Below are 23,623 nucleotides of genomic sequence, written 5' to 3' on the forward strand. Positions count from 1 at the left end.
CGTCGCGCGGGATCATCCCAACCCTGCTTCAAGTCATGCACCGCCCCGCTGCTTCTCCAGCTCCGAACGGCGCCAGTCGGCTGGCGTCATGCCGAGGTGTTGCGTAAAGGCGCGCCTGAACGCAGCCACGGATTGATAGCCGACGCTCTCGGCGACGACCTCGGTGGACACGCCGGGCTTTTTCAACGCGTTGGCGGCCAGCGCCATGCGGACATCCGCTAACAGGTCGTTGGGCGAGCGGCCCACCTTGTCGTGGAAGTGGCGAAGCAAGGTCGCGCGCGACATGCTGCAGAGCCCGGACAACTCAGCGAGCGTCCACGGCCGGGCCGGCTGGTTGAATATGGCTGCAAGCGCAGGCGCCAGACGCGGATGCCCAGCGAGCGCCAGTAGCCCCGTGGGCGCTTCGTCGGATTCGCTGGACATGCGCAGCGCCAGCGCGAACAGCGCCGTCGACAGCGCATTGAGCATCGCATAGCCGCCCAGGTTGTCCGCGCCCGACTCCGCTTGCATGAGCGCCATCAGCGCTTTTAGCTGGGTCAGCGTCTCGCCGTGAGCGGAACCCTTTGCGTCCGATGTCCGGATCACGAGCCGCGGCGGCAGGTACGCACGAATAAAGCGGTCATGGGGCGGCGCCAGCACGATTCGACCGCAGAGCATATCCAGGCGCTGACCCGTGCCTTTGTTTTCGCTGATGATCAGATTCAAGGCTTCGCGTTCACGTGCAGGCTTCGGCCTCGCGCCGCCGCCATCGTGAAGAACATGAGCGGAGCCGTGCGTCAACATGACGATATCGCCGGCACCCAGATGCTGCGGTTTGCCTGTGCCCGGCGTTTCCAGAATCGCCGTTCCGCCGAGCACGATGTGATACGGCATCTCCCCGGCATCCGAATCGCCGTAGATGACCTGCCACGGCGCGCCATAAGCGCATCGCAGTTCCAGCTGGCCGCGCACCGTCATCATGCCGAGCAGACGGCTGAGCCAGTCGAGGGGTGGTGACATATCGACCTCACTTGATACTTTCGAGCATGATATTGCTAATCTACAAGCTCAACAAGATCATGTGACGACCCTAAAGTGGAGGCTCCTAACCACCACTGAATGAGGTCGATCATGAGTCGCATCGCTATCCCTGCTGTCACGAACGCCACGGGCGCTACCGCCGAAGTCTATGCACGGGTCCGGAAAATCGCTGGCGGCAGCGTACCGAACCTGTTCGCGGCGCTGGGTCATCTCGCACCCGCGACATTGAATGGCGCGCTGGATGCCGAAGACGCGCTGGCATCCAGCAGTCTCAGCAAGCAGGATCTGGAAACCATCAAGCTGCTCGTCAGCGAGCAGACGGGTTGTGACTACTGTGTAGCCGCGCACGTCATGTTGGGGAAGATGACGGGCCTCTCGCCCGACGCGCTTCGCCAGATTCGCGCGGGCAAGGCGACAGGCGATGCGAGGCGCGATGCGCTCATCCACTTCGTGCTGAACCTGCAGACCACGCGCGGCACGATCGGCGAAAGCGAACTCGCAGCCATTCGCGCTGCCGGTTACACGGACACGCAGCTAGCCGAAATTTCGCTGGCAATCGCGATGACGATTTTCACCAATACGTTCAACCGCATCAACGACACGGCCGTCGATTTTCCGCCCGTCAAGTAACGCATGCGTAGTCGGGCGGATGCGTCAGGTGAGACGCGCCGCCCGGTTCTTCATTGCCGTCAGGCGGAAAGCGCGGTCACTGCCGCACCGGCCACATTCACTCGCAAATGAATAGGAAAATGTCATGTCTCAAGTTGAACATTTCGATACGTTGATTCTCGGCAGCGGCCAGGGCGGCAAGCTTCTGGCATGGCATCTGGGACGCGCGGGACAACGCGTCGCCGTGGTCGAGCGGCAGTGGGTGGGCGGTTCATGCCCCGCCGTCGCCTGTCTGCCCAGCAAGAACGAAATCTGGAGCGCGCGCGTTGCGCATCTGGCGCGACATGCCGCCGACTTTGGTACGACGACGGGCCCCGTCGCCGTCGACATGGCCAAGGTGCGCGAACGCAAGCGCAGCATGGTCGAACGCGAAGCGGCATTTCATGTGCAGGCGTATGCATCGAGCGGCGCGGAACTCATCATGGGCGTTGGCCGGTTCGTTGGCCCGAAGACGATCGAGGTGCAACTCAACGATGGCGGCACACGCACGCTCAGCGGCGATCAGGCGGTCGTCAATGTCGGCACGCACGCTGCCATTCCCGATGTGCCGGGATTGCGCGCCGCCGAGCCGTTGACGCATATCGGCGCGCTTGACCTCGACTACGCACCAACGCATCTGGTCGTGCTCGGCGGCGGTTACATCGGCATCGAGATGGCGCAGGCGTATCGCCGCTTTGGCAGCCGCGTGACGATCATCGAGCGCGGTGCACGGCTGATGACGCGCGAAGACGCGGACGTCAGCGACGAGATGCTTCGCATTCTGCGTGCGGAAGGCATCGATGTCGTGCTGAATGCGGAAACGGTCAGTGTGGAAGGTCGTTCCGGAACGCATGTGCGCATCGTATTGCGCACCGCTTCCGGCGAACTGGCGATTGACGGCAGCGACATTCTCGTCGCGGCAGGGCGGGTTCCGAACACGGCCGGCATCGGTCTGGAGCAGGCAGGCATCGCGCTCGACGATCGCGGATATATTCGCGTCAATGAGCGCCTGCAGGCTTCGGCGCCCGGCGTGTGGGCGATCGGCGAAGTCGCGGGCAGTCCGCAGTTCACGCATGTTTCGGTGGACGACTTCAGGATCGTGCGCGACAACATGTCTGGCGGCGATCGCAAGACGAGCGACCGGCTGGTTCCCTACACGCTCTTCACCGATCCGCCGCTCGCGCGCGTGGGGTTGAATGAAAGCGATGCGCTGCGTCACGGTATCGCGGTTCGGGTGGCAATACTGCCGATGAGCCATGTCCTGCGAACCGAAGCGACGGATGAGACGCAAGGCTTTATGAAGGTTCTCGTGAGTGCCAGGGATGATCGCATCCTGGGATTCACGATGCTCGGCGCGGAAGCGGGCGAAGTGATGGCCTCGATGCAGACCGCGATGCTCGCGGCGCTTCCGTATCAGAAACTGCGCGACGCCGTCATCTCGCACCTGACCTTCGCTGAAGGTTTGGGGCCGCTTCTGTCGAACGTGCCGGCGAGAGCAGCGGAGTAGAACTTCTGAGGTCCAGGTGTGGCGCGCCATAGTCGACGCGCGCCACATCTTCTCGAGACGCCGACTATTGCGAAGCACTGGCCCGCTTATGCCAAATCCATCTGGCACCCGCGAATATCGTGGATTACACTCAATTCAGCTACGCGACCTTAAAGCATAGCCGACCCACGAAGTCATCATCGAGCGGAATTTCGTGCACCCTTTCTGCACGTGTCTGCCGACACCGAGTGAAAAAATGACCGCTTGGTGAAGCGTTTCGCCATTCATTACTTTGGCCCACGCTTAAGTCTTTCCTGCTTCCTACTCCAGAACACCTGGCCGCACTGACGGCCCATCGTTCTCTCTCATAGCTCGCTCCGCAGATGGCGGCAGCGCAGTATCACTGCGGCCATTTTCAAGTTCAGTTGTTTGAATTGGGCGCCTACTGCAACCAGCAATGGGCCACTGCGCGCCGTGATCTCACGCGCCCGATCCGGTAACAAGGAGATGACCATGAAGATCAAGCATGCAAGCATTTTATCGGCGACAGCCGTTGCACTTCTCTTGCTCAGTGGTGCCGTGCAGGCCGGCGACCACGACGGACACGGCGGCCTTTGCTCGAACGCAACGCTAAAGGGAGCGTTCGAGTTTATCGGTCACGGCGTGATACTTGGATTGAAAGATGACGATGGTGTGTTGCATCCGTACTCCGCCCCTTCGATCCTCGACGACGTCGCCCTGGTGACGTTCGACGGTGCGGGCAAATTCGACCGCACCGACTTCGGCATGATCGGCGGATTGCCGAAAGGGGGACAGACATCATTCAATCCGAAACAGGAAGGTTCTTACACGGTGAACCCCGATTGCACCGGCACCATGAAAATCGTCTATAAGCCCGGTGGCGCCGTGCCGGCCGGCGTCGAGACCGATCTGAACATCGTCATTGCTTCCGACGGGACGCTCGTCGAATCCGTTGTCTACAGGGCAGTCACCGTGTCAGGTAAGAGCGGGGACGGCAATGTCATGTGTCCAAAGAACTGCGAGCAAGGTGTGCAAGAGTACTTCGAGGGGAGAAAGATCCTGGTCTACGGCTTCCGCTAGTCGAGTCGCGAATGGGTACATGCCTGACCATCGGCGCAGGCTTTCACTTTAAAGCCTGCGCCTTCCGCGAAATGACTGCAGCCTAGAAACTGTGCTGCATGCCGACTCCATAAGTACTGCCGGAAGGATTGCCCGTCAGCTTGTCATAGGAGTAGACCGCATACACATAGGTACGCTTCGAAAGAATATAGTCGTACGCGAGGGTGCCCGTATTGCGTACATCGCTGCGATCGAGTGGCGCGCTGTGTTTCGTGCGGGCCCACTCGGCGAGAATCACGTTCGACGGCGACAGCGGAACCGACACGCCCAACTCGTATGTATGCGAGCCCGTTTCCACGTCGTTATTGCTGGTCATCTGCGCGGCGCCGTACACCTTGACGAAGCGGGCATCGTAGGCGGCGCCCACCAGATACAGGTACTGTCCCGTCGACGGCGCAACGGCAACTGAGCGAACCCGTTGTGCGGAGAATACGGCCGTCACTGGTCCGTTCACGTAGGTCAGATGCAAGCCGAGATTGTCCCGCCCCTGATGCCCGGTCGTGCTGCTCACGCCATAGATCGCGGTGCCCGTGAGTCCGCCAAAACTGGGCGATACATATTCGACAGCGTTTTGCCAGACCGTGTCGCCGATCTGCGTGTTGTTGTAGCTCGCCGTGTACGACTGCACGATCAACGGCGAAAACACCACAGACGAACCAAACGGATTGACGAACTGCTGGTTGATATAGGTCGGGTTGGTCTGCTCGCCAAGCTTCACCGTGCCGAATGCGCCCGTCAGGCCGACATACGCGTTGCGCGAGAACAGACCATCCGTCGTATTGCGCCCGTTTTGCCCCGTGTTCGGTCTAAAGAAGCTTTCGAGCGAGAAGACCACCGCATTCCCCCCGCCGATATCCTCGCGTCCGCGCATGCCCCAGAACGATGTCGTCATCCCGCCGCCGCCCATCTGAACCGTGCTCGCGCGCGTCGTGCTGAGTTTCGAACTGTCGATATACATCCCGATCAGCCCGTACATCTGAACGCCCGGCGACGTCATCGTCGCCGCGCCCGCTGCGGCCTGCGAAGCGTCGGCATGGGCGACGCCCGCCGCGGCCGCCAGCCACGCTGCTGCGGCACAACGAATACAACGGACATTGAAACCCAGCCCGTTTTGCTGATTACTTTTTCTAGTTGACTTCAACTGCGTCTCCAGACGGTTTGTATTTTTCAGGCGCGAGTTGTCCCGCTGCGTGTGCTCGACGCACACGCAGACCACGAAACACTCAGGCGATTTTTCGTTTGGCTAGCCGGTCATCCCGCGCGTCGGCGCAGCATTTCGGCGTTCAGTTTCGAACGATCGAGTTCGTGTTCCCATGCGGACACGACCAGCGTCGCGACGCCGTTTCCGATCGTGTTGACGATCGCGAGACCGGTCCCCATGAAGCGGTGAATACCGAGAATCAGCACCATCCCCGATACCGGAATCAGCGGGAACACCAGCAGCGTCGACGTGAGCATGACGAACGCGGCGCCCGCAACACCGCTCGCGCCCTTCGACGTCAGCATCGCGACGCCAACCAGCGTCAGTTGCTGCGTCAGGCTGAGATCGACATTGAAGGCCTGCGCGATGAAGAGCACGGCCATCGTCAGGTAGATGTTCGTACCGTCGAGGTTGAATGAATAGCCCGCTGGAATGACGAGCCCCACCACCGATTTCGAACAGCCGAGACGTTCCAGCTTTTCGAGCATCTGCGGCAACGCGGCCTCGGATGAACTCGTGCCAAGCACGATCAGGATTTCTTCCCGGATATAACCCATGAAACGCAGGATGCTGAAACCGAGCAGCCGCGAAATGGCACCGAGCACCACCAGCACGAAGACGACGAGCGTCAGATAAAACGCACCGATCAGCTTCAGCAACGGCAGTACCGCGCCAATGCCGTACGTGCCGATCGTGAAGGCAATCGAGCCGAATGCGCCAATTGCCGCGACCTTCATGATGATGTGCACGATGCCGAAGAACGTATGCGCGAAGCCTTCGATCATCGTGACGAGCGGCCGTCCGCGTTCGCCGGCCGCCGCAAGCGCCGCGCCGAACAACACCGAGACCAGCAGGATTTGCAGCACATTGCCAGACGTGAACGCACCCGAGACCGTGTCGGGAATGATGTGCATCAGAAACTCGACCGTGTTCTGCTGATGCGCGGCCGTGGTGTAACCCGTCAATGCTTTCGTATCGATCTTTGCCGGGTCCAGGTTGAAACCGCTGCCGGGATGAAACAGATGCCCGGCGACGAGACCGACTACGAGCGACAGCGTCGACACCACTTCGAAATACAGCAGCGCCTTGCCGCCCACGCGACCGACCTTCTTCATGTCGCCCATGCCCGCAATGCCCGTGACGACGGTACAAAAGATGATCGGGCCGATCACCATCTTGATCAGCTTGATGAACGCATCGCCGAGTGGCTTCATTTGCACAGCGAGCGTCGGCATGAAATGGCCGAGCAGCACGCCGAGCAGAATCGCGACGAGCACATGAAAATACAGCGCGCGATAGAAAGGCTTCTTCGTCGCCGTCGTGCGCGACGTCATGACTGCACCATTACTCATGACGTCGCTCCTCGACGGAGGGCTTGCCAGAACATCTGAATCATCGTGTCTCCTGACCATGGATTGTTAGCGAAAGGACGGGGGCATCCTGCTTCCCCGTCTGTCTGCCATCGGACGTGGCAGTTCAACGCATCGTGTGTCGCCGGGGCTCTCAGAACCCGTAAAGCCGCGCGGGATTCGTCACCAGCAGCTTCTCGCGCAGCGCAGCGTCTGGACAGAAACGGAACAGCAGATCGACCAGTTCGCCGTCGTTCGGCATGTCCTTGCTGATGTTCGGATGCGGCCAGTCGGTGCCCCACAGCACGCGGTCCGGCGCCGCTTCGATCAGCGTGCGTGCAAAGGGAATTGCGTCGTCGAAAGGTCGCCGCCCTGCGGACACGCGTTCTGCGCCGCAGACCTTAACCCATGCGAGCGGATTGCGCATGAGCTCGAGCAGTTGCCTGAACGGCTGCTGATCCAGCCCGGCTTCGGCACGCACGCGCCCCATGTGGTCGATCACGAACGGCACCTTGATACGTGCGATCCGCTCCGCGTATTGCAGGATGTCCTGCGCGTCCAGATGCAGCACCACATGCCAGCCGAGCCGTTCGATACGCTCCAGCACGGAGTCGAATACGTCGAGATCCGGCGCGCCGCCCAGATGCGCGACGAAGTTGAAGCGCACCCCGCGCACGCCGTGTGCGTCCAGATGAGCAAGCTGTTCGTCGGTGACATTGCCGTCGACGATCGCGACGCCGCGATAGCGCCCCTCGCCGCGCGCAATCGCGTCGAGCATCGCCGTGTTGTCGGTGCCGTGGCAACTGGCCTGCACGATCACACCCCGGCTCGCGCCGAGAAAATCATGCAACGCGGCGAGACGCTCGAACGGCGCGTCGGGCGGCGTATAGCTGCGGTCCGGCGCATACGGGAAGACATCCGCGGGGCCGAATACGTGGCAATGGGCGTCGCAGGCGCCAGCGGGCAGCGCATGGGCAGGTTGAACGGGATGGGGATCGGGCGGCAAACAGGATTTCATCGAACGTCGTCTCTTTGTGCGTGTTCCGCGTGCAGCGCGGATTTCCATTGGGTGAGCGGATTGTGACGGCGCATGGTTCTGTCTACAATTGCCATACCCAACTAGCTGATATGTGAAATTCACATACCTCTCAATGGAACTGAAACAGCTCGAGGCATTCGTTCAGGTCGCTGAACTTGGAAGCTTCACGCGCGCTGCGATCACGCTGGATACCAACCAGCCCGCTCTGAGCCGGCTCGTGCGGCAACTGGAAGTCGAATTGCGCCACACGCTGCTCGAACGCAACGGACGCGGCGTGACGCCGACGCCCGCCGGTCAGCGGATGCTCGCACACGCGAAAGGCATCCTTCAGCAAGTGCAACGTGCGTCGCAGGACCTCGACGGATTGCATGGCGCGCCCGGCGGTCATTTCGGCATCGGCATCACACCCAGTTTCGCGAAGGTCGCGACGCACGAACTCGTCAAGAGCTTTCGGACGACGTTCCCAGGCGCCACCATCTCCGTGGCGCAGGGTCTGTCCACCTATCTGATCGAATGGCTGATGATGGGCAGGATCGATGTCGCGGTCATGTACGACACGTTCGATACGCCGTTGATCGACAAGCGAACCATCTTTACCGAAGAGTTGTTTTTGATTGGCCCGGATACGGGCGACGCAGCCGGCGATGCGCCCCTTGCGCCTCTTGCGCCTCTTGCCGCCGTTCCATTGCGTGAGATTGCGCGTTATCCGCTCGTGATCCCCGGCCGCATGCATGCGATCAGGCGGATGGTCGAATCGGCAGCGGCGGAGCAAGGCGTGCGTTTGCGGATCGAACTGGAGGTCGATGCCGTCACGTCGATTCTCGACCTCGTTACCGAGGGCATCGGGTACGCGGTGCTATCGCTGAACGCGACTGCAAGCGATGCGCTCAAGCGCCGCTTCCAGGTCATGCGAATCACTGAACCGACACTCTTCAGCCGCCTCGCGATAGCGACCAGCAGCAAGCACACGTTGTCACAACTGGCCGTTCAGGCAATTGCGATGCTTGAAGCGAAGATTCTGCCGTTGTATGGCAATGCCATGTGAGGTGTGTGCGCGTGCTCACAAGTACGACGGCATAGGGCGGTTCAGGTCATCACCGCAGACAATAGAGAGCTGCGATAGAAATGGCGTTTCGCAACGAATGAATCAACGCGACCATCCAGAAGGCCTGGCCCCGACGCATCTTTTCGACGACGAATACATAACCCAATACGATACCAATCGGAAACGTAGTGAGCACGTATTTCCAGCTATAGGTATGCATGGCCGCAAACAGTGCCGCGGACAGCACGATCGCGGTCCAGGGGCCTGCACCGAGCTTGTTGCGAAGTAACGTAATGCATCCCCACTGGTTGAATGCGGTTTCGGCCAGAGGTGCAATCAGACACCCGAGAGCGAGGGCAGAGACGATACCGTGTGAGCCCAGACCCGGACCGCCAATCGGCTGGCCCGGAAAAAGCACATTGGCAATGAAGTCGAGCGGCAGCGGTAATAGTTCAGTAGCGAGCAGCGCCAAAGGAATCATTAGCCATGGCGGTGTATTCAGTCCGCGTTCAAATAACGTATCGCCAATAAATGACGATGCTCCCGCATCTGGTGATCGCATGCTCTCTCCCGTCTATTCTAGTTATTGGCAGCTCATTTCCCCGGCTCGGCATTACCTCGTATCAAGCCGTGGCTCGCGAGCACGTGTTTACGCGCAATCAATGGTAAATGGTCCTGGACGACTGAAGTTTCGTCAACACGCCACCTTTGAACCGGAACCACCCCTGTGAGCTTTGCATCACGACTTCGTCACCTTGCCAGAACACGCGCTTGACCGTCATGCGTTTGTTCGAGCGCTGCACAAGCGGCGGTTGATGGCGAAAGTCGTACAGCACCGGCCCGGAATCGGTCTGCACAAGCGCGCGAGAGACAGTTTGACTGGCGTCGTCGACCTCATCGAAATGCGTGAGCGTGTTAGCGCCGAAGCGATCGAAAATAACCTTGTCGAGCATCCCCAAGAAGTCACGATCTGCGCGCGAGAATTGCAGCGTTCCCGAGGGCGTGACGAACGGGCCAGACGCATTGCTTTGCGCATGAACGCAAGTCGTGACCAGGCAGGCTGCGAGTGCAGCAAGTAGTCGTCGTTTCATCTTCTTCCAGATTCCGCGTTAGCCCCGACTACAAGGCACCGGCCAATAAAGTCGAGTGGTTCATTTTTTAGTTCGGTCGCGATGAACTCGACAAACGCACGCGCTGCGAGACGGCTGGCACGCCCCATCGGGAAATAGGCATGCACAGGCAGTTCCGCCATCTTCCAGTCGGGCAGCAGGTGCACGAGCGTTCCATCTTCGACTTGCGATCGACACGCCCACGATGTCGTCGACACGATTCCAAGCCCGGAAGCCGCCGCTGCAAGCGCGCCCGCGGTGTCGTTGGTCGAAACATGCGGCTGCACGTCGACCGATGTCGTCTCGCCATCGCGCTCGAATTGCCATGAAGACACGTGCCCCCCGGCCGGTCCGCCGACGATGCGATGCCTGGCGATATCTTCCGGCAACACCGGTGTCCCGTGCCGCTCGACATACGCAGGCGAAGCCACGACAACGCGGTGCATCGTGCCAATCAATCTGGCCGTACCCGCGGAGTCCGGCAGGCTGCCCACCCGGATGCCGACGTCGACTGCTTCGCGAATCATGTCCTGCCACCGGTCGTCGAGCATGACCTCGACTCTGAGCGACGGGTGACGTTCAGTAAAGGCGGAAAGGCGCGGCAGGATCACGCAGATGGCCATCGTCGAAGGCATCGCGACACGCAGCACGCCGCGCAATTCGCCCGTCTCACGAACACTGTTCTCCGCGTCGTCGATGGCCGCCAGGATCGGCTCCATGCGGGCCAGAAATTCCAGACCGGCTTCCGTCGGCACCACGGCGCGCGTTGTTCGCGTCAGCAAGCGGGCGCCAAGGCCCGCTTCGAGTTCGGCGATCATTCTCGACACTTGCGATTGCGCCAGTCCGCATTCCCGCGCAGCCGCCGAAAAGCTGCCGAGCCGTGCGACGCGGGTGTAAAGCCTGAACGTAAGGACGTCCTTCAAGCTCCCTCCTTTCTCAAGCGGACCACAGGGCCGATTGACCGCTCCGGCTCGCATCGATGCAACTCCAGCATAAATGTTAGCCGAATCCAGTGGCTACCGGAATTGAAGCGAAAACGCCAAATTGTCGACATGGCGCGGCATTGATTGCCGCACCCTGATCGGAACCATGCAAGGGCCCGGCTTCCGATGTCCTCACCGCCCTGCAACCGAAGTCCGCCGCTACTTTTACCCGCTGCGGCTTCGTATCTGGAGAAATTGATCATGACCACAGTCCTCGTGACCGGCGCTTCTGGCGACACCGGCCGTCCGACCGTCGAGCGTCTGCTCGAGAAGGGTTTTCATGTCCGCGCGCTTGTGCGCAAGGATGACCATCGCGCGCAGCGGCTGCGCGATCTGGGCGCCGAGGTCGTATTCGGCGACATGATGAGCCTGCGCGATATTCGCCTCGCCATGGCCGGCGTCCAGCGCGCCTATTTCTGCTTTCCACTCGCCGAAGGGCTGGTCGAAGCGGCAGTGATCTTCGCACAGGCCGCAAAAGAGCAGGATCTGGAACTGATCGTGAACATGTCGCATAAGCAGTCGCGTCCCGCGGCGCGCAGCAAGGCGACGCAAAACCACTGGCTCTCCGAGCAGATATTCAACTGGTCCGGCGTGCCTTCGGTGCATCTGCGTGTCACGTTCTTTGCCGAGTGGCTGCTGTATATCGCGCCACAGATCCGCTATGGCCGCTATGTGATGCCCTACAACAAGGACAGCCGCTTCGCACCCATCGCCGGTAGCGACATTGCGCGCATCATCGCGGGCATTGTCGACAATGCGGCCCCTTACGTCGGAAAGGCACTGGCGCTTCACGGGCCCGTCGAATACAGCCATGAAGAACTCGCCGCCGAAGTGAGCCGCGTGCTCGATAAAACTCTTCCCTATGAGCATGTCACCGTATCGACGTTTCTCGAACTGTTCGGTCTCCAGCATGCCGATGCGATGCGTCGCCATTTCGAAGCCGTCACGATCGATCAGCAGGAAGGACTGCTGGCAGGCACCGACAGCACCGGTACGGAAATCATCGGCCAGCCGCTGACGACGGTCGAGCAGTTCATCCACGCGAATCTGTCGAAGTTCGTCATCGAGTACCCGCTGCAAACCTCAACGCACTAATCCGGTGCGGGACGTCCGGAAGCGCGTTCAGACGCTCCGGACGGCGCTCGAACCGATTCATGCTGTTCCAGGATAGGTGATAGCTTCAAACGACGGCTACCGCGCTTCGCTGCAATACACGATATTGAGAACCAGGGAAGCCAATCGCCGATTGCAAGAAAGCGATTCACCAGGTTGGTCTCTGTGATGCATGCCATTCGCGTGGGTCACGACGGTACAGCTTCGAAATCATTCAACTCTATTTACTAAGGAATATTAACCATGTCCAAGAAAGTTCTGATTACAGGTGCCACGGGCGATACGGGTCGCGCCGCGGTTCGTGAGTCGATCGCGCTCGGTCTCAGTGTGCGTGCGATGGTGCATCGTAAAGACGACCGGTCGGCGGCGCTCGAAGCGCTCGGCGCTGAAGTGGTCGTCGGCGATCTTCTCGAGATCAATACCGTTCGCGACGCCATGACAGGTGTGGACGCGGCTTATCTGGTCTGGCCCGTGCAGCCCGGATTGATCAACGCCACGGTGAACTTCGCGCAAGCCGCCAAAGAAACAGGCGTCAAGACCGTCATCAACCTCTCGCAGCGCTCAGCCAACCGCGAGTCCACCAGCGATTCGTGCCGCGACACGTTCATCGCGGAAGAAATTCTCAACTGGTCGGGCCTGCCCGTCATTCACCTTCGTCCCACTTACTTCCTCGAGTGGCTGCTCTATCCCTGGCAACTTCCGTATCTGCAACAAGGCATTCTGCGCATGCCCGTCGGCAAGGGTCGTCACTCGCCGATCGCAGCCGACGATCAGGGCCGCACCATTGCCGCGCTGCTGAAGAATCCGGAAGGCCATATCGGTACCACGATCCCGCTTTCCGGTCCCGTCGAAATGGACCACGAGCAGATGGCAGCGGAATTGTCCGAGGCGCTCGGTCGCAAGATCGTCTTTCAGGATCTGCCGATTGATGAATATTGCAGCTCGATCGAAGCGATGGGCGTACCGCCTTATATCGTCCAGCATCTGGGCGGCGCAATGGCCGATTACCAGAATGGCCGTATGTCCGGCGCGGATGACAACGTCGAAAAGCTGACGGGCCGCAGGTCGATGACCGTTGGCGAATTCGCCCGCCTTCACGCTGACAAGCTCGACGGCAAATGACGTCCACGGGTTCCCAACCGCTTCTTCGAAAACGGGAACCCACCATTATTTTCAATCGAATTCGAAAGGTCATCATCATGCAACTTTCTCAATCTGTCGTGCTCGTCACCGGCGCAAATCGTGGCATTGGGCGCGTATTCGTCGCCGAACTGCTCAAGCGAGGTGTGTCGAAGATCTATGTCGCCGCGCGTGACACCACATCGCTCAAAGCGCTTCTCAAAGATGGCGATCGACGGCTCGTACCGCTTCCGCTCGACGTCACCGACCCCGATCAGGTAGCGGCTGCCGCAGTCATTGCATCGGACGTGACGCTCCTGATCAATAACGCGGGCTACGCCGCGTTCGAAGGCGCCATTTCCGCGTCCGGCATCGACCTTGCCCGCGAGGAGATGGAAGTCAATTATTTCGGCACCTTGGCGCTAACCCGCGCGTTCGCTCCCGTATTGGCCAGCAACGGTGGTGGCGCACTGCTCAACATGCTGTCGATGCTCTCGCTGATCAGCCTGCCCGTGGCCGCGACCTACTCGGCCTCCAAGGCGGCGAGCCTGTCGCTGACCCGCAGCGTGCGCGCTGAACTCGGCGCACAGGGTACGCAGGTGGTCGGCGTTCTTGCCGTTCAGACCGAAACGGAAATGGGCGCGAAACTGCCCGAGCCGCGCATGACGCCGCAGGAAGTCGTCACGGATGCGCTCGATGCGATTCAGGCAGGCACCAACGACGAGATCGTCGCTGGCGATCAATCTCGCGGTATTCACGCAGCCTTCACTGCAGATCCGAAAGGCTTGCAGGCGAAGATGTCCACGCGGTTGCCACAACGCGCGTAATTCCCGCCTTACCCAATTTCTCACGACAAACGATAGAGGTAGTCATGGACTTTTTCGAAACGCTCTCTCACCGTAACGCTGAATACGCGGGAACGGGCTTTAATGCCGATCTGGAGATGCTGCCGTCGCAACGCACGATGATCATCGGTTGTGTCGATCCGCGCGTCGATCCCATGGACGTGCTCAAGCTGGCGCCGGGCGAAGCGGCCATCATCCGCAACGTGGGCGGACGCGTGAACCCGGCGCTGCTCGACACGATGGCGATCCTCGGCGCGGTGTCGCGCGCGGCGGGAGAAGCCGTCGGCGAAGGCTGGAAGCTGATCGTGCTTCAGCATACCGATTGCGGCATCAATGGTTGCTACCATCACGCGCCGACATTGCTGTCGAAGTATATGGGCGTGGCAGACGACAAGCTGGACGATCTCGCCATCACCGATCCGTACAAGGCAGTGGCGCTCGACGTGGCCTCGCTGAAAGCCAACCCGAATCTGCCGGGCGGATTCACGGTGACAGGTCTCGTCTATGACGTAAAGACCGGTCGCGTCGAGACAGTCGTTCCTCCCGCGCCGCTGCGGCCCGGGCAGGATCAGCGCCAGGCTCGTCCAGGTTGAACGGGCTGTCGCCTCACATCAGTTCATTGAACATCGGACAGCAAGGAACCGTCGATAAACGTTCGCGCCCGCCGTTCGCCGTATGAGAAAGCGTCATCTGGCGATAAAAAATCGAGTCGCTCAGGAAGACTCGCAATCGGTGTGGATAGCACGTTGAGTGAGATGATCGACCACGACACTGAGTAGCGAAGCTCTCGACCGCTGAGCGAGACGACGTTGTTGGCCGTGACTTCAACATCTATGCTGTAGCCGCGATAGGCAGGGCAGGACTGGCTACTCATGATGACTTCCTTATGAAGGCAACATAAGGTCGGCGGGCATTTACGCCTTTTCGATAGCGCGAAACTGCGTCGCGAAGTCAGGAGGAAAAAGTTGAATCGTGATAGGAATAAGGTGCGGGGAACCGGGAGTGCTTGCGAGAATCCACTCCCGGCGAATGCATCAGAACGCCCACGTTCTTCTTGCCAGGAGCCACAGATTATTTCTTGTTTGCGCTTTCTTCGACTCGTGCGGTTGCCTTCGGTGCGGTCTTCCAGCTGGAAAGACTCGCCGCAGGGGCCGGCTTTTTCGGTTGTTTAGGCTTCTTTGCCTCGCGATTACCGCGCAGTTGACCCTTTGCCATCATCATTCTCCCATTTCGCACAGCCGCGGGTGCGGCAACGTTATCCCCTCATTCTGTGCGCATTTATAACGGCTGTCGCGAATTATTTGCTGACGCCGTTTATTCCCTCCGGGCATTCCGACCAGTTGACGAAGTACGGCATCGATCAACGACGCGCCCGCCGGTTCTTCGGTTTTGGCGGCGTCAGCGCGGCGGTCCAGAAGTTGACCGTCTCACGCTTCGCAGCGGCTGCCACGCGGCCGCGCGCGGAACCAGCCACGGCGTTCGCGCCACTCAGCCACATGCTCAGAAACGGGTTCTTTTTCAGCCATGGATTTCTCATGAGTGTGCCTCCCAATCACGGGAGTTCCTGGTAGCAGGTAAAGGAAAACATTAGCGCAATGGACGTTCCCGCCAGACTTCGCGATTTAATTTGCGTTTCTTCTGCTTTACGCGCATCGTCAATTCGTTCCCTCGCTTTCCTGTTATTTCCCGTTTCCGATCCGCAAGATTGCACGCTGCCAAGATCATTTGAGGAGCACTTATGCAATATCCCGTTTACGTATGCCGCGATGGCGACGCTGGCTTTCGCGCCAGTTTTCCGGATTTCCCTCGGGCCGAAGCGCAAGGAAAGTCGTTTGGCGAACTGAAGCACAATGCGCAAAAGGTCGTCGAGTTGATGTATGACCAAAGCGAGCAACTCATACCTGCGCCCACCAGCAGCACGTCGGAATTGCACGAACTCGATATGGACGACGGGGAAGGCATCTGGATGTTTATCGACATCAATCTCGCGCGCGTGACGTCGAAAGCAGTCGGCGTACAGATCAGTCTGCTCGAAGATGTGTTACGGCAAATCGATGGTGACGCGAAGGAGCGCCACATGACTCGCTCCGCGTACATTGCGCTTGCCGCCATGCACGAGCTTCACAGTCGTTATGGTGCGCAGTCGGCGACTGCACCCGGCTCCCTGCGGCGCTTCATAGACGGATGACGATACTTGCGCGCGGGAGCCGCGCTACATGTCCCGTTGTCCCTCCGTCTAGCCCTCTTCAGGGGCGCAATGCACCGTGAACTCGACGAGCTTTGCCGGACCGAACGTGTTGCTGATCGCGACGTCGGCAGCATCCCGTCCTCGGGCCATCAATATCCGCCCAATGCGTGGCACGTTATTGCGCGGATCGAATGTTTGCCAGCTTCCGCCCACATACGCTTCGAACCAGGCCGCGAAATCCATCGCACTATGCGGCGGCGGCACACCGACGTCACTGATATACCCCGTGCAGTACCGTGCGGGAATATTCATCGCGCGACAGAACGTGACGGCCAGGTGCGCGAAGTCTCGACACACGCCGCGTCGTTCGCGATAGACGTGACATGCAGTCTTCGTCGATCGGGCAAACTCATAGCCGAAGACGATATGCCGATGGACGAAATCACAGATTGCCTGCACGCGGTCGCGGCCCGGCGGGACGTCACCGAACAGCTCCCAGGCAACGTCGGACAACAAATCGGTCTCGCAGTAACGACTACCCAGCAGAAACACCATGCATTCGTCAGGTAATTCCTCGACGGGGTGCTGATGACCCGGCAGTGCTGTTTCCTCGGGCTGATCGGAGATATCGAGCAATGCGGTCGTCGACATCTCGATCCGGCCCGGCGGCGCGACGATCCGGCTGCAGAGGTTACCGAAACCATCCCGATACTGAGCAATGCCAACAGGCGGATCAACAACGAGAAGATCCGCTGACAGCACATTTTGCGCACAGGAGTAATGCGTGTTGAGCATCAGCATCATTGGCGTATGCTGCTCGCACTCGTAAATCAGTCTGTAGCCTACGCGAAGCATCATTGCAGCGGCCCCTCGAAGAAAAAATCAACAGCCGTCCTCAGTGACACTGACGTCGACCTCCAGCCCCCGGAACGATGCGGGTGCACCCGTCCATGTTCCCCATAAGGGCAACGCCTGGTGCTGGTCCCAGGCCACGGCGACCCGTATCAAATGCTGATTTCCGATAATGCTGTTGGTCGGGTCGAAATCCACCCACCCTGCGCCAGGCAAAAATATCTGCAACCACGCGTGAGTGGAACCGCCCCCTGACGTTGCGTCATGATCCGGAACAAAAATGTAGCCACTGACGAACCGCGCGGCGAGGCCGAGAGAACGTACGGCATCGATCATCAGAACCGCGAAATCCCGGCAACTTCCACTACGAAAACTCAGCGTGTCAGCCGGACGGTAGACGCCTTTCTCCGTGCGTCGGGCGTAAAGAAACTGCTCTTTTATTTCTGCCGTCATGTCTCTGAGCAACGTCATCGTCGACGTGTCGCGGCCATGTGCAATAAAAGACTGGGCCCATTTGTCGACATCCGCATCGGGATGCCGCCGGCTTCGCGCGTTGACCAGTTCCGATGCTTCGTCGTTGGTGTACACGAATGGCCACGTTGCGGCATACGGTTCGATCGCATACTCGGGCATGGGGGCTTCGTAATGCTCGAGGGTGACGCTACTATCGAATACGAGTTCGGACGCTTCTTCGGAGAAAGTCGCGATTGCGACTGAATTGTCGAAGACATCGTGCATCCAGTGCAGACGCTCAGGCGTCGGCACAATACGCAATTCCGAACTGACCAGACGCAAATCATGGCTGGACCTCGGGCGAAACATCATTCTGTGCTCGCCGAAGCTCACGGGCTCGGAATAGCGATAAACGCTCTTGTGCCGCACCGTGAGGCATCGCGGTCCATTCATGTCTTTTCTTCCCTATCCGCCCGTCGGACAGATCTGCTATTCAGCATACACTGCTTTACAAAGTCAAAACTCCTCAATTCTTTCGGATCGCATCTCCGGTGATACCGCGGCACGTATAGCATCGGTAAATCGCGGGTATTGCGCTGGAATCGGTATAGATTGCGCATTTGAAGCCGATACGCTGGTCTGCAAACGAAGGGAATACGCTGCACGATCACCAACAGTTCGCGCTCGTCGAACAATAGGATTACACTCGAAGCATGTGACTCAAGGAGGCTCTCATGGTTGAAGCCACGCCTCAAAGCACGTTTCGCGGCCTCCCACTGACCGCCGAACAGGACGCGGAAGTACGACATTACATAAAGCGGCAAAAGCAACACAGCGCGCCCTGGGACACGCCCGAACTGGACGCGATGCTCACCGACATGCTGGCGCCTCCTGTCGACGACGACGAAGCATCCGGCGCAGCTTTGGATGAAGCGAGGTCTGTCACAGAACGGGCGACAGCTTCTCTCGACGAGTCAATGGAACCCGTTGAGGCGAGCGAGGAACTCAACGCTGCAATCGAGGCGGAGGGAATGAAGCGGCCAATGCCATAAAGTCTTTCGTCTCACAGCATCAAAAACATTCTGCAACTACTTTCTGGAATCAATATGCAAAAGCAAACCAAGGTGTACCCGGCCCCGCCCGTCAAGCAAAGCGACTACGCCAGCCAGCAGGCAGCGCGTGTCTCCGCACAACAGAAGGCAGAAAACGAACGCGCGCAGAAACGTCTTGAGATGGATGCCCGTCTCGATGTCAACGCGAGCAAGTGGCGATATGTCTGTAAGGGTGAATAAATGGCAAAAGCCAGCGTGGTGATCAACTTCCCCAATCCGGCCCGGATCCACGACGCGTCAAGACATTGTGTGTGCTTCTGGGGTTATGACAATGCTCGTGAGATCGTCTTCCAGGTCGATGATGTGGTGCTGGCCAAACTGAACCCCAACAGGGATTCTGACGAATCCTCGTTGCTCGCCGCATTCGACCGCAACCGCGAAAAAATCCTGGAGATCGCAAGAACGGTGTATACCGGCGGCCCTCAAAACAGATACACCATCTCGTGATCGACGAAATTCGCCGAATGCATGCGCACCGCTCGTGCGGCCGGTTGCTGCTCCATTCACGCATGGAGCAAAGCGTCGCTCCCTAGTGCCGGCGCCCGAGGTGCTTGCTGACAGAAAACTCGCTTGCAACCTCTCGATGGACCTCACTGACTGCGATCACGCCATTGCGTGCATCTCGCGGCTCCCAGTCGATTCCAATGGCCTCATCGGGCATCGCGCCTCTCGGAACGAGAAACATCTGTAAGCCTTGCGTATAGCAATCGTGATCCGGCAGGCGGCGGTTGACTTCATCGACGAATTCCTCCGGCGTGATGATGGGCTTTTCCGTGTCCATGCTGTGCTCCCTTCCTGAATGCCCACATTCCGTTGATCGATAAACGAATCCACAGCGATTGCGGCCGACCTCTCCCGTTCGTGCCCGAGGCATGCGCGCCGTCACTCACGCGAAACCGATGATTGAAAGCAGCGCCGCGCTCAGCCACACCAATCCCTGGTACGCCAGCATCCATCGTTTCATTTGAATTCCTGTATGCCAATCATGAGCCGCTTGTCGCGGCCGAGGCTCCTCGCAGGACGTCTATTGCTGCCTGGCCAGCCACCTCTCCGATCAGGTAGGCCCATCGGCGGGTGAAGGGACCATGTCGAAGTTTGACGACCTCTCCCCTCTCGCCGATGATGCTCAGTTTGTGGTCGCCTTTGATCTGCATTGTCACCTCATACAAATCTTCGCCCGAGGGAGTCAACGTGACATGAATTTCAAACCCTCTATACGTAATCACCCGATCCATTGTGGTTCCAGTAAAAGACGGCGCACTTCGGGGACGAGATGACCCCAGCATGACACGAATCGTCGGGCGATGCTGCGTCTGCTGGTTCCGATGTAGCGCCCGGCGATTAGCGACATAGCGTCGTGATGATCTCGATCAGTGCAATCGCTGTGCCGTCCGAGGGAAAAACGCGGGCGTCACTTCGATCTGCTGCGTTCTGGCTTTTTGTTTGCATGCAAACTGAGACGCACTGTCAAGTCAGGCCGTGATTCCCTTCTATCATTGCCGCGACTGCCAGACAGGAGACGAGCAAGGCAATGAACACCAACACCATAGACTATGAAGCGCTAACGCTGGTGATGGAAAAGCGCATTGCCACTCACCTGAAAGCCGCGAAGAAAAAGCGGTCGCGACTTGAGGAAAGCGAACGGGATTTCTTTGCCGCAGCCGCAAACGAGGCGCTGTTCGTGTGGATGCTTCTTGCTAGCCGGATGAACTCGGACCTCTATCAGGCAGACAAAGCGCGTCTGATCCGAATGGTCGAGGACGTCACACCTGATTGCACGCAAACCGCCGATGCGCAGTTTCATCCCAAACCCGTGGCGGCCGCATAAGTCACGACGTCAGCGCTTCATTCCGCAGGGCAGCTTCGGCAGCGGCTGACGGCCCTCACATCCCGATACGGTCGTTCAAGTTCATTGCGCTTCGAGACGAACTCGCGCCTGCGACCCGCAGCGCAAGGTTCGCGACCCATCATCAGCAGCGGCGCCGCGTTTTAGCCAATATCGATTCACGATTTCGCAGGGACGTGGATAACGCGCTACGAAATCTGATTTCCGCGATCGCCGACGGGGAGGACACGGAGCCTGCCCTCGTTTCGAAAAGCGCTATTGCATATTCACTCTGAAACTGAAAAGCAAAGCATAAAAAAGCGTTTGTGATCATGACGCGAATGCGCTTTTAATAGCAAGCTCGCATTCACGAGATGCACATATCGTTTTAGACGTTTCCTCTGTCACGACATTGAATCTCGCGCATTGGCATCGCATTCGAGCGCCCTCTTTCCTTCGCTATCATGGAACTCACGTGGCTGATCTAATTTCTTCTCCCAACAGCCATGTCTCTTCGACGAGAACGGGATCGGGCATATCCAGAGCCGCGCTGTACCGGTGGCTTTCATGGCTCATTCCAGCGCTGTTCGTGGTGTTCTGGGAGGCGGCGTGCCGCATCGGCGCGATCACGCCACAGGTGCTGCCCGCCCCAAGCAGTGTGCTCGGAACCGCGTTTGATCTGGCCAGAGACGGTGAGCTTTTCGTCCACCTCGGAGTTTCGCTTTTGCGTGCCGTAGCCGGCTTCGTCATCGGCGGGGCCATCGGCCTTGCGCTTGGCATCATGGTCGGCTTCTCGCCGCTCGCTCAGGCGCTTTTCGACCGCTCGATCCAGATGGTGCGCGCCGTGCCCTTCCTGGCGATGCTGCCGCTCGTCATCGTGTGGTTCGGCGTCGGCGAAGTCGCGAAGATTTTCCTTGTCGCACTCGCGGTCCTCTTTCCCATCTATATCAACACGATGCTCGGTATCCGTCAGATCGACCCGAAGCTGATGGAACTCGCCAAGGTGATCGGGCTGAGCTGGCCCGCTACCGTGCGACGCATCATCCTGCCGGGCGCCATGCCCTCGATCCTCACGGGTGTGCGCTACGCGCTCGCTCATGCGTGGCTCGCCCTCGTCATTGCCGAAACACTCGCGACGACCAAAGGCATCGGCTTTCTGGCCATGGATGCCCGCGAGTTCCTGCAAACCAACGTGATCGTGTTGACCATGATCGTCTACGCGGTCATCGGCGTCGCGGCAGACGCACTGGTGCGCTCACTCGAGGCCCGCTTCCTGTCGTGGCACGCGAACTATGCCAAAGGAGTGCACAAGTGACCGCGAGCATTGCGCTTTTCCCGGATTCACATGCCTCGGCATTCGTCGAGGATCGCGCCGGCAGATCCGCGCTGGCGGTATCGGTACGTGGCCTGCAGCGACGCTACGGCAAGCGGGTCGTCATCGATGCGCTGGATCTCGACATTCACAAGGGCGAGTTCGTCGCACTGCTCGGTGAAAGCGGATGCGGCAAGACCACGCTGTTGCGGGCGCTGGCTGGACTCGACCAGCCTGACGCGGGACAGATCCGCGCGCCCGAGCGGCATTCCGTCGTGTTTCAGGAGCACCGCCTGCTGCCCTGGGCCACGTTGTCGGAGAACGTCGCGCTCGGCCATGAAACGACCATTGGACGGACGGGCGCGGCCCATGCGCTGGCTGAGGTCGGTCTGTCCGGCCGCGAGGACGACTGGCCGCGCAACCTGTCGGGCGGTCAGGCGCAACGCGTGGCATTGGCGCGCGCGCTCGTGCGCGACCCAGCGCTCCTGCTGCTGGATGAACCGTTCGCGGCGCTCGACGCGCTGACCCGGATCAAGATGCACGGGCTCGTCAAGGAACTCGTTGCCCGCCATCAGCCAGGTGTGCTGATCGTCACGCACGATGTCGACGAAGCGCTCACGCTTGCCGACCGGATCCTCGTCATGCGCGCGGGACGCATCGCTGCTTCCTTCCAACCGAAAAACCACACGTCACAGGAATTGCGCTCTGTCCTGCTCGAAGAGTTGGGCGTGCGAACTCACTGATCGCTTTCCTGCATCACACCAAGGACCTGACAACAATGAACGATCACTCATCTGGCCGCCGCCAGCTGTTGCGCGCGGCAGGTGGACTGCTGGCCGGCCTCGCCGCCGGCAGCGTACTGCCCGCTCGCGCAGCCGAGCCGCGCAAGCTGACACGCAACACCGACACGGTTCGAATCGGTTGGGGCTACGGCAGCCTTCCCGACATCGCGAAGCAACGCGGCGTGTTCGAGAAGACGCTCGCGGCCAAGGGAATCAAGGTCGAATGGGTTGGCCCGTTCCCGAACCACGCTCCGTCGATCCAGGCCGTAGTCGGCGGCAGCGCGGACTTTGGCTTCTGGGGATCGACAACGCCCGCAATGGCCGCGATGCTGGCCGGTTCGCCCATCGTGTTCAATGCGTTCGACGTTTATTCGCCGCGCTCGACGGCCCTCATCGTGAAGAAGTCGAGCGGCATCAATTCGGTGTCCGACCTCGTCGGTCGCAAGGTCGCCGTCAACCGTTCGGGACTCGGCGAGTTTCTGCTGATTGCCGCGCTGGAAAAGAATCGCATCGACCGCGACAAGGTTCAGTTCGTCTACCTCAATCCGCCCGATGCAGCACCGGCATTCGCGCAAGGCAGAGTGGACGCGTGGTCGATGTGGTCGCCCGCCGTCGATATCGCGCGCTTTTCGAACGACGCAAAAGACATCTTCAACGAAGGACGCGACCTCGAATTCCTGATCGACTACAGCTCGCTGGTGACGCGCCGTAAATTCACCGAAGAGAACTCCGAACTGATTCGCGCGGTGATCGATGCTTACTACGTCGAGGGATCGTGGCAGTCCACACATCCGGTCGACGCCGAACAGCTCGTGCAGCGGGAGGCGAAATATCCGGATCAGGTGCGCGACTATCTGGCGAGCCTCAAACGCGTCAACCAGTTCCACGAGCCCGACGATGCCGCCTTCGTCGCGCAGCTTCAACGCGCCGCCGACTGGCTTGCCGAACGCAAGATCATCAACTCGCGAATCAAGGTCGCGGATTACAGTATCAAGGTTTGAC

The 23,623-nt window shown here is 59.6% G+C and carries 29 protein-coding genes; 16 read left to right on the forward strand and 13 right to left on the reverse strand.

Annotated elements, in window-relative coordinates; all coding sequences use genetic code 11:
- Positions 1–33: 33 nt before the first annotated feature.
- Positions 34–999 carry a cupin domain-containing protein gene (locus PPGU16_RS35750; protein WP_180725556.1) on the reverse strand — a complete coding sequence of 322 codons (966 nt, stop codon included), beginning with the start codon at positions 997–999 and terminating at the stop codon, positions 34–36.
- A gap of 111 nt (positions 1,000–1,110) precedes the next feature.
- Here PPGU16_RS35750 and PPGU16_RS35755 point away from each other — a divergent pair, with 111 nt between their 5' ends.
- The 3 genes from PPGU16_RS35755 to PPGU16_RS35765 all read left to right on the forward strand — a co-directional run bounded on the left by PPGU16_RS35755 (position 1,111) and on the right by PPGU16_RS35765 (position 4,255).
- Positions 1,111–1,650: a carboxymuconolactone decarboxylase family protein gene (locus tag PPGU16_RS35755; RefSeq protein ID WP_180725557.1), complete on the forward strand. Its 540-nt coding sequence runs from the start codon at positions 1,111–1,113 to the stop codon at positions 1,648–1,650.
- A gap of 124 nt (positions 1,651–1,774) precedes the next feature.
- The gene (locus PPGU16_RS35760; protein ID WP_180725558.1) at positions 1,775–3,175 is read left to right on the forward strand and encodes a mercuric reductase; all 1,401 of its coding nucleotides are present in this window, start codon (positions 1,775–1,777) and stop codon (positions 3,173–3,175) included.
- A 492-nt stretch (positions 3,176–3,667) separates the two neighbouring features.
- Positions 3,668–4,255: a hypothetical protein gene (locus tag PPGU16_RS35765; RefSeq protein ID WP_180725559.1), complete on the forward strand. Its 588-nt coding sequence runs from the start codon at positions 3,668–3,670 to the stop codon at positions 4,253–4,255.
- An 82-nt stretch (positions 4,256–4,337) separates the two neighbouring features.
- On the opposite strand, the gene PPGU16_RS35770 is transcribed toward PPGU16_RS35765, so the two are convergent.
- The 3 genes from PPGU16_RS35770 to PPGU16_RS35780 all read right to left on the reverse strand — a co-directional run bounded on the left by PPGU16_RS35770 (position 4,338) and on the right by PPGU16_RS35780 (position 7,862).
- Positions 4,338–5,399: a porin gene (locus PPGU16_RS35770; protein WP_180727186.1), complete on the reverse strand. Its 1,062-nt coding sequence runs from the start codon at positions 5,397–5,399 to the stop codon at positions 4,338–4,340.
- 146 nt (positions 5,400–5,545) lie between these two features.
- Positions 5,546–6,847, reverse strand: a complete 1,302-nt coding sequence (locus tag PPGU16_RS35775; RefSeq protein WP_180725560.1) for a dicarboxylate/amino acid:cation symporter — start codon at positions 6,845–6,847, stop codon at positions 5,546–5,548.
- A 151-nt stretch (positions 6,848–6,998) separates the two neighbouring features.
- Entirely contained in the window at positions 6,999–7,862 is an 864-nt protein-coding gene (locus PPGU16_RS35780) for an amidohydrolase family protein (RefSeq protein ID WP_180725561.1), read from the reverse strand.
- Positions 7,863–7,995: 133 nt separating this feature from the next.
- Here PPGU16_RS35780 and PPGU16_RS35785 point away from each other — a divergent pair, with 133 nt between their 5' ends.
- Complete coding sequence (locus tag PPGU16_RS35785) at positions 7,996–8,928, forward strand: LysR family transcriptional regulator (protein ID WP_180725562.1); 933 nt, start codon at positions 7,996–7,998, stop codon at positions 8,926–8,928.
- A gap of 49 nt (positions 8,929–8,977) precedes the next feature.
- On the opposite strand, the gene PPGU16_RS35790 is transcribed toward PPGU16_RS35785, so the two are convergent.
- The 3 genes from PPGU16_RS35790 to PPGU16_RS35800 form a co-directional block, all read right to left on the reverse strand.
- The gene (locus tag PPGU16_RS35790) at positions 8,978–9,490 is read right to left on the reverse strand and encodes a CPBP family intramembrane glutamic endopeptidase (RefSeq protein ID WP_180725563.1); all 513 of its coding nucleotides are present in this window, start codon (positions 9,488–9,490) and stop codon (positions 8,978–8,980) included.
- A 97-nt stretch (positions 9,491–9,587) separates the two neighbouring features.
- Positions 9,588–10,019 carry a hypothetical protein gene (locus PPGU16_RS35795; RefSeq protein ID WP_180725564.1) on the reverse strand — a complete coding sequence of 144 codons (432 nt, stop codon included), beginning with the start codon at positions 10,017–10,019 and terminating at the stop codon, positions 9,588–9,590.
- Positions 10,016–10,960: a LysR family transcriptional regulator gene (locus PPGU16_RS35800; RefSeq protein ID WP_180725565.1), complete on the reverse strand. Its 945-nt coding sequence runs from the start codon at positions 10,958–10,960 to the stop codon at positions 10,016–10,018. The genes PPGU16_RS35795 and PPGU16_RS35800 overlap by 4 nt, the downstream gene beginning before the upstream one ends.
- 261 nt (positions 10,961–11,221) lie before the next feature.
- On the opposite strand from PPGU16_RS35800, the gene PPGU16_RS35805 reads away from it, so the two are divergent.
- The 4 genes from PPGU16_RS35805 (at position 11,222) to PPGU16_RS35820 (ending at position 14,690) form a co-directional block, all read left to right on the forward strand.
- Positions 11,222–12,115, forward strand: coding sequence for an NmrA family NAD(P)-binding protein (locus tag PPGU16_RS35805; protein ID WP_243460679.1), 894 nt, complete (start codon positions 11,222–11,224; stop codon positions 12,113–12,115).
- Between the two features lie 261 nt (positions 12,116–12,376).
- Positions 12,377–13,255, forward strand: coding sequence for an NmrA family NAD(P)-binding protein (locus tag PPGU16_RS35810; RefSeq protein ID WP_180725566.1), 879 nt, complete (start codon positions 12,377–12,379; stop codon positions 13,253–13,255).
- A 77-nt stretch (positions 13,256–13,332) separates the two neighbouring features.
- Positions 13,333–14,079 (forward strand): SDR family NAD(P)-dependent oxidoreductase, encoded by a 747-nt coding sequence (locus PPGU16_RS35815; RefSeq protein WP_180725567.1) that lies wholly within the window; start codon positions 13,333–13,335, stop codon positions 14,077–14,079.
- Between the two features lie 44 nt (positions 14,080–14,123).
- Positions 14,124–14,690, forward strand: coding sequence for a carbonic anhydrase (locus tag PPGU16_RS35820; RefSeq protein WP_180725568.1), 567 nt, complete (start codon positions 14,124–14,126; stop codon positions 14,688–14,690).
- 23 nt (positions 14,691–14,713) lie between these two features.
- Here the strand turns inward: PPGU16_RS35820 and PPGU16_RS35825 are convergent, their stop codons facing one another.
- Complete coding sequence (locus PPGU16_RS35825) at positions 14,714–14,971, reverse strand: hypothetical protein (RefSeq protein WP_180725569.1); 258 nt, start codon at positions 14,969–14,971, stop codon at positions 14,714–14,716.
- A 486-nt stretch (positions 14,972–15,457) separates the two neighbouring features.
- On the reverse strand, positions 15,458–15,634 hold the full coding sequence (locus PPGU16_RS35830) for a hypothetical protein (RefSeq protein WP_180725570.1): 177 nt from the start codon (positions 15,632–15,634) through the stop codon (positions 15,458–15,460).
- A 201-nt stretch (positions 15,635–15,835) separates the two neighbouring features.
- Here PPGU16_RS35830 and PPGU16_RS35835 point away from each other — a divergent pair, with 201 nt between their 5' ends.
- Positions 15,836–16,285: a type II toxin-antitoxin system HicB family antitoxin gene (locus PPGU16_RS35835; protein WP_180725571.1), complete on the forward strand. Its 450-nt coding sequence runs from the start codon at positions 15,836–15,838 to the stop codon at positions 16,283–16,285.
- Positions 16,286–16,333: 48 nt separating this feature from the next.
- Here the strand turns inward: PPGU16_RS35835 and PPGU16_RS35840 are convergent, their stop codons facing one another.
- Both PPGU16_RS35840 and PPGU16_RS35845 read right to left on the reverse strand, forming a co-directional pair.
- Positions 16,334–17,143 (reverse strand): transglutaminase-like domain-containing protein, encoded by an 810-nt coding sequence (locus tag PPGU16_RS35840; protein ID WP_180725572.1) that lies wholly within the window; start codon positions 17,141–17,143, stop codon positions 16,334–16,336.
- Between the two features lie 24 nt (positions 17,144–17,167).
- Positions 17,168–18,043 carry a transglutaminase family protein gene (locus tag PPGU16_RS35845; RefSeq protein ID WP_180725573.1) on the reverse strand — a complete coding sequence of 292 codons (876 nt, stop codon included), beginning with the start codon at positions 18,041–18,043 and terminating at the stop codon, positions 17,168–17,170.
- Between the two features lie 281 nt (positions 18,044–18,324).
- On the opposite strand from PPGU16_RS35845, the gene PPGU16_RS35850 reads away from it, so the two are divergent.
- Genes PPGU16_RS35850 through PPGU16_RS35860 form a run of 3 tightly spaced genes read left to right on the forward strand, consistent with a single transcriptional unit; the run spans position 18,325 to position 19,149 of the window.
- Positions 18,325–18,642, forward strand: a complete 318-nt coding sequence (locus PPGU16_RS35850; RefSeq protein WP_180725574.1) for a hypothetical protein — start codon at positions 18,325–18,327, stop codon at positions 18,640–18,642.
- A 54-nt stretch (positions 18,643–18,696) separates the two neighbouring features.
- A complete protein-coding gene (locus tag PPGU16_RS35855) occupies positions 18,697–18,882 on the forward strand; it encodes a hypothetical protein (protein ID WP_180725575.1) in 186 nt (61 codons plus the stop codon).
- Positions 18,883–19,149 (forward strand): DUF1488 family protein, encoded by a 267-nt coding sequence (locus PPGU16_RS35860; protein WP_180725576.1) that lies wholly within the window; start codon positions 18,883–18,885, stop codon positions 19,147–19,149.
- A gap of 82 nt (positions 19,150–19,231) precedes the next feature.
- Here PPGU16_RS35860 and PPGU16_RS35865 read toward each other — a convergent pair whose 3' ends face one another.
- Entirely contained in the window at positions 19,232–19,483 is a 252-nt protein-coding gene (locus PPGU16_RS35865; RefSeq protein ID WP_180725577.1) for a hypothetical protein, read from the reverse strand.
- A 202-nt stretch (positions 19,484–19,685) separates the two neighbouring features.
- Positions 19,686–19,937: a hypothetical protein gene (locus PPGU16_RS35870; protein ID WP_180725578.1), complete on the reverse strand. Its 252-nt coding sequence runs from the start codon at positions 19,935–19,937 to the stop codon at positions 19,686–19,688.
- Between the two features lie 296 nt (positions 19,938–20,233).
- On the opposite strand from PPGU16_RS35870, the gene PPGU16_RS35875 reads away from it, so the two are divergent.
- The 4 genes from PPGU16_RS35875 to PPGU16_RS35890 all read left to right on the forward strand — a co-directional run bounded on the left by PPGU16_RS35875 (position 20,234) and on the right by PPGU16_RS35890 (position 23,622).
- Positions 20,234–20,530: a hypothetical protein gene (locus PPGU16_RS35875; protein ID WP_180725579.1), complete on the forward strand. Its 297-nt coding sequence runs from the start codon at positions 20,234–20,236 to the stop codon at positions 20,528–20,530.
- Between the two features lie 472 nt (positions 20,531–21,002).
- Positions 21,003–21,842 carry an ABC transporter permease subunit gene (locus PPGU16_RS35880; RefSeq protein WP_180727188.1) on the forward strand — a complete coding sequence of 280 codons (840 nt, stop codon included), beginning with the start codon at positions 21,003–21,005 and terminating at the stop codon, positions 21,840–21,842.
- Positions 21,839–22,582 (forward strand): ABC transporter ATP-binding protein, encoded by a 744-nt coding sequence (locus PPGU16_RS35885; RefSeq protein WP_180725580.1) that lies wholly within the window; start codon positions 21,839–21,841, stop codon positions 22,580–22,582. The genes PPGU16_RS35880 and PPGU16_RS35885 overlap by 4 nt, the downstream gene beginning before the upstream one ends.
- 35 nt (positions 22,583–22,617) lie before the next feature.
- Positions 22,618–23,622 carry an NrtA/SsuA/CpmA family ABC transporter substrate-binding protein gene (locus PPGU16_RS35890; protein ID WP_180725581.1) on the forward strand — a complete coding sequence of 335 codons (1,005 nt, stop codon included), beginning with the start codon at positions 22,618–22,620 and terminating at the stop codon, positions 23,620–23,622.
- Position 23,623: the final 1 nt, after the last annotated feature.

It is taken from the genome of Paraburkholderia largidicola (genome assembly GCF_013426895.1).
Classification (GTDB): domain Bacteria; phylum Pseudomonadota; class Gammaproteobacteria; order Burkholderiales; family Burkholderiaceae; genus Paraburkholderia; species Paraburkholderia largidicola.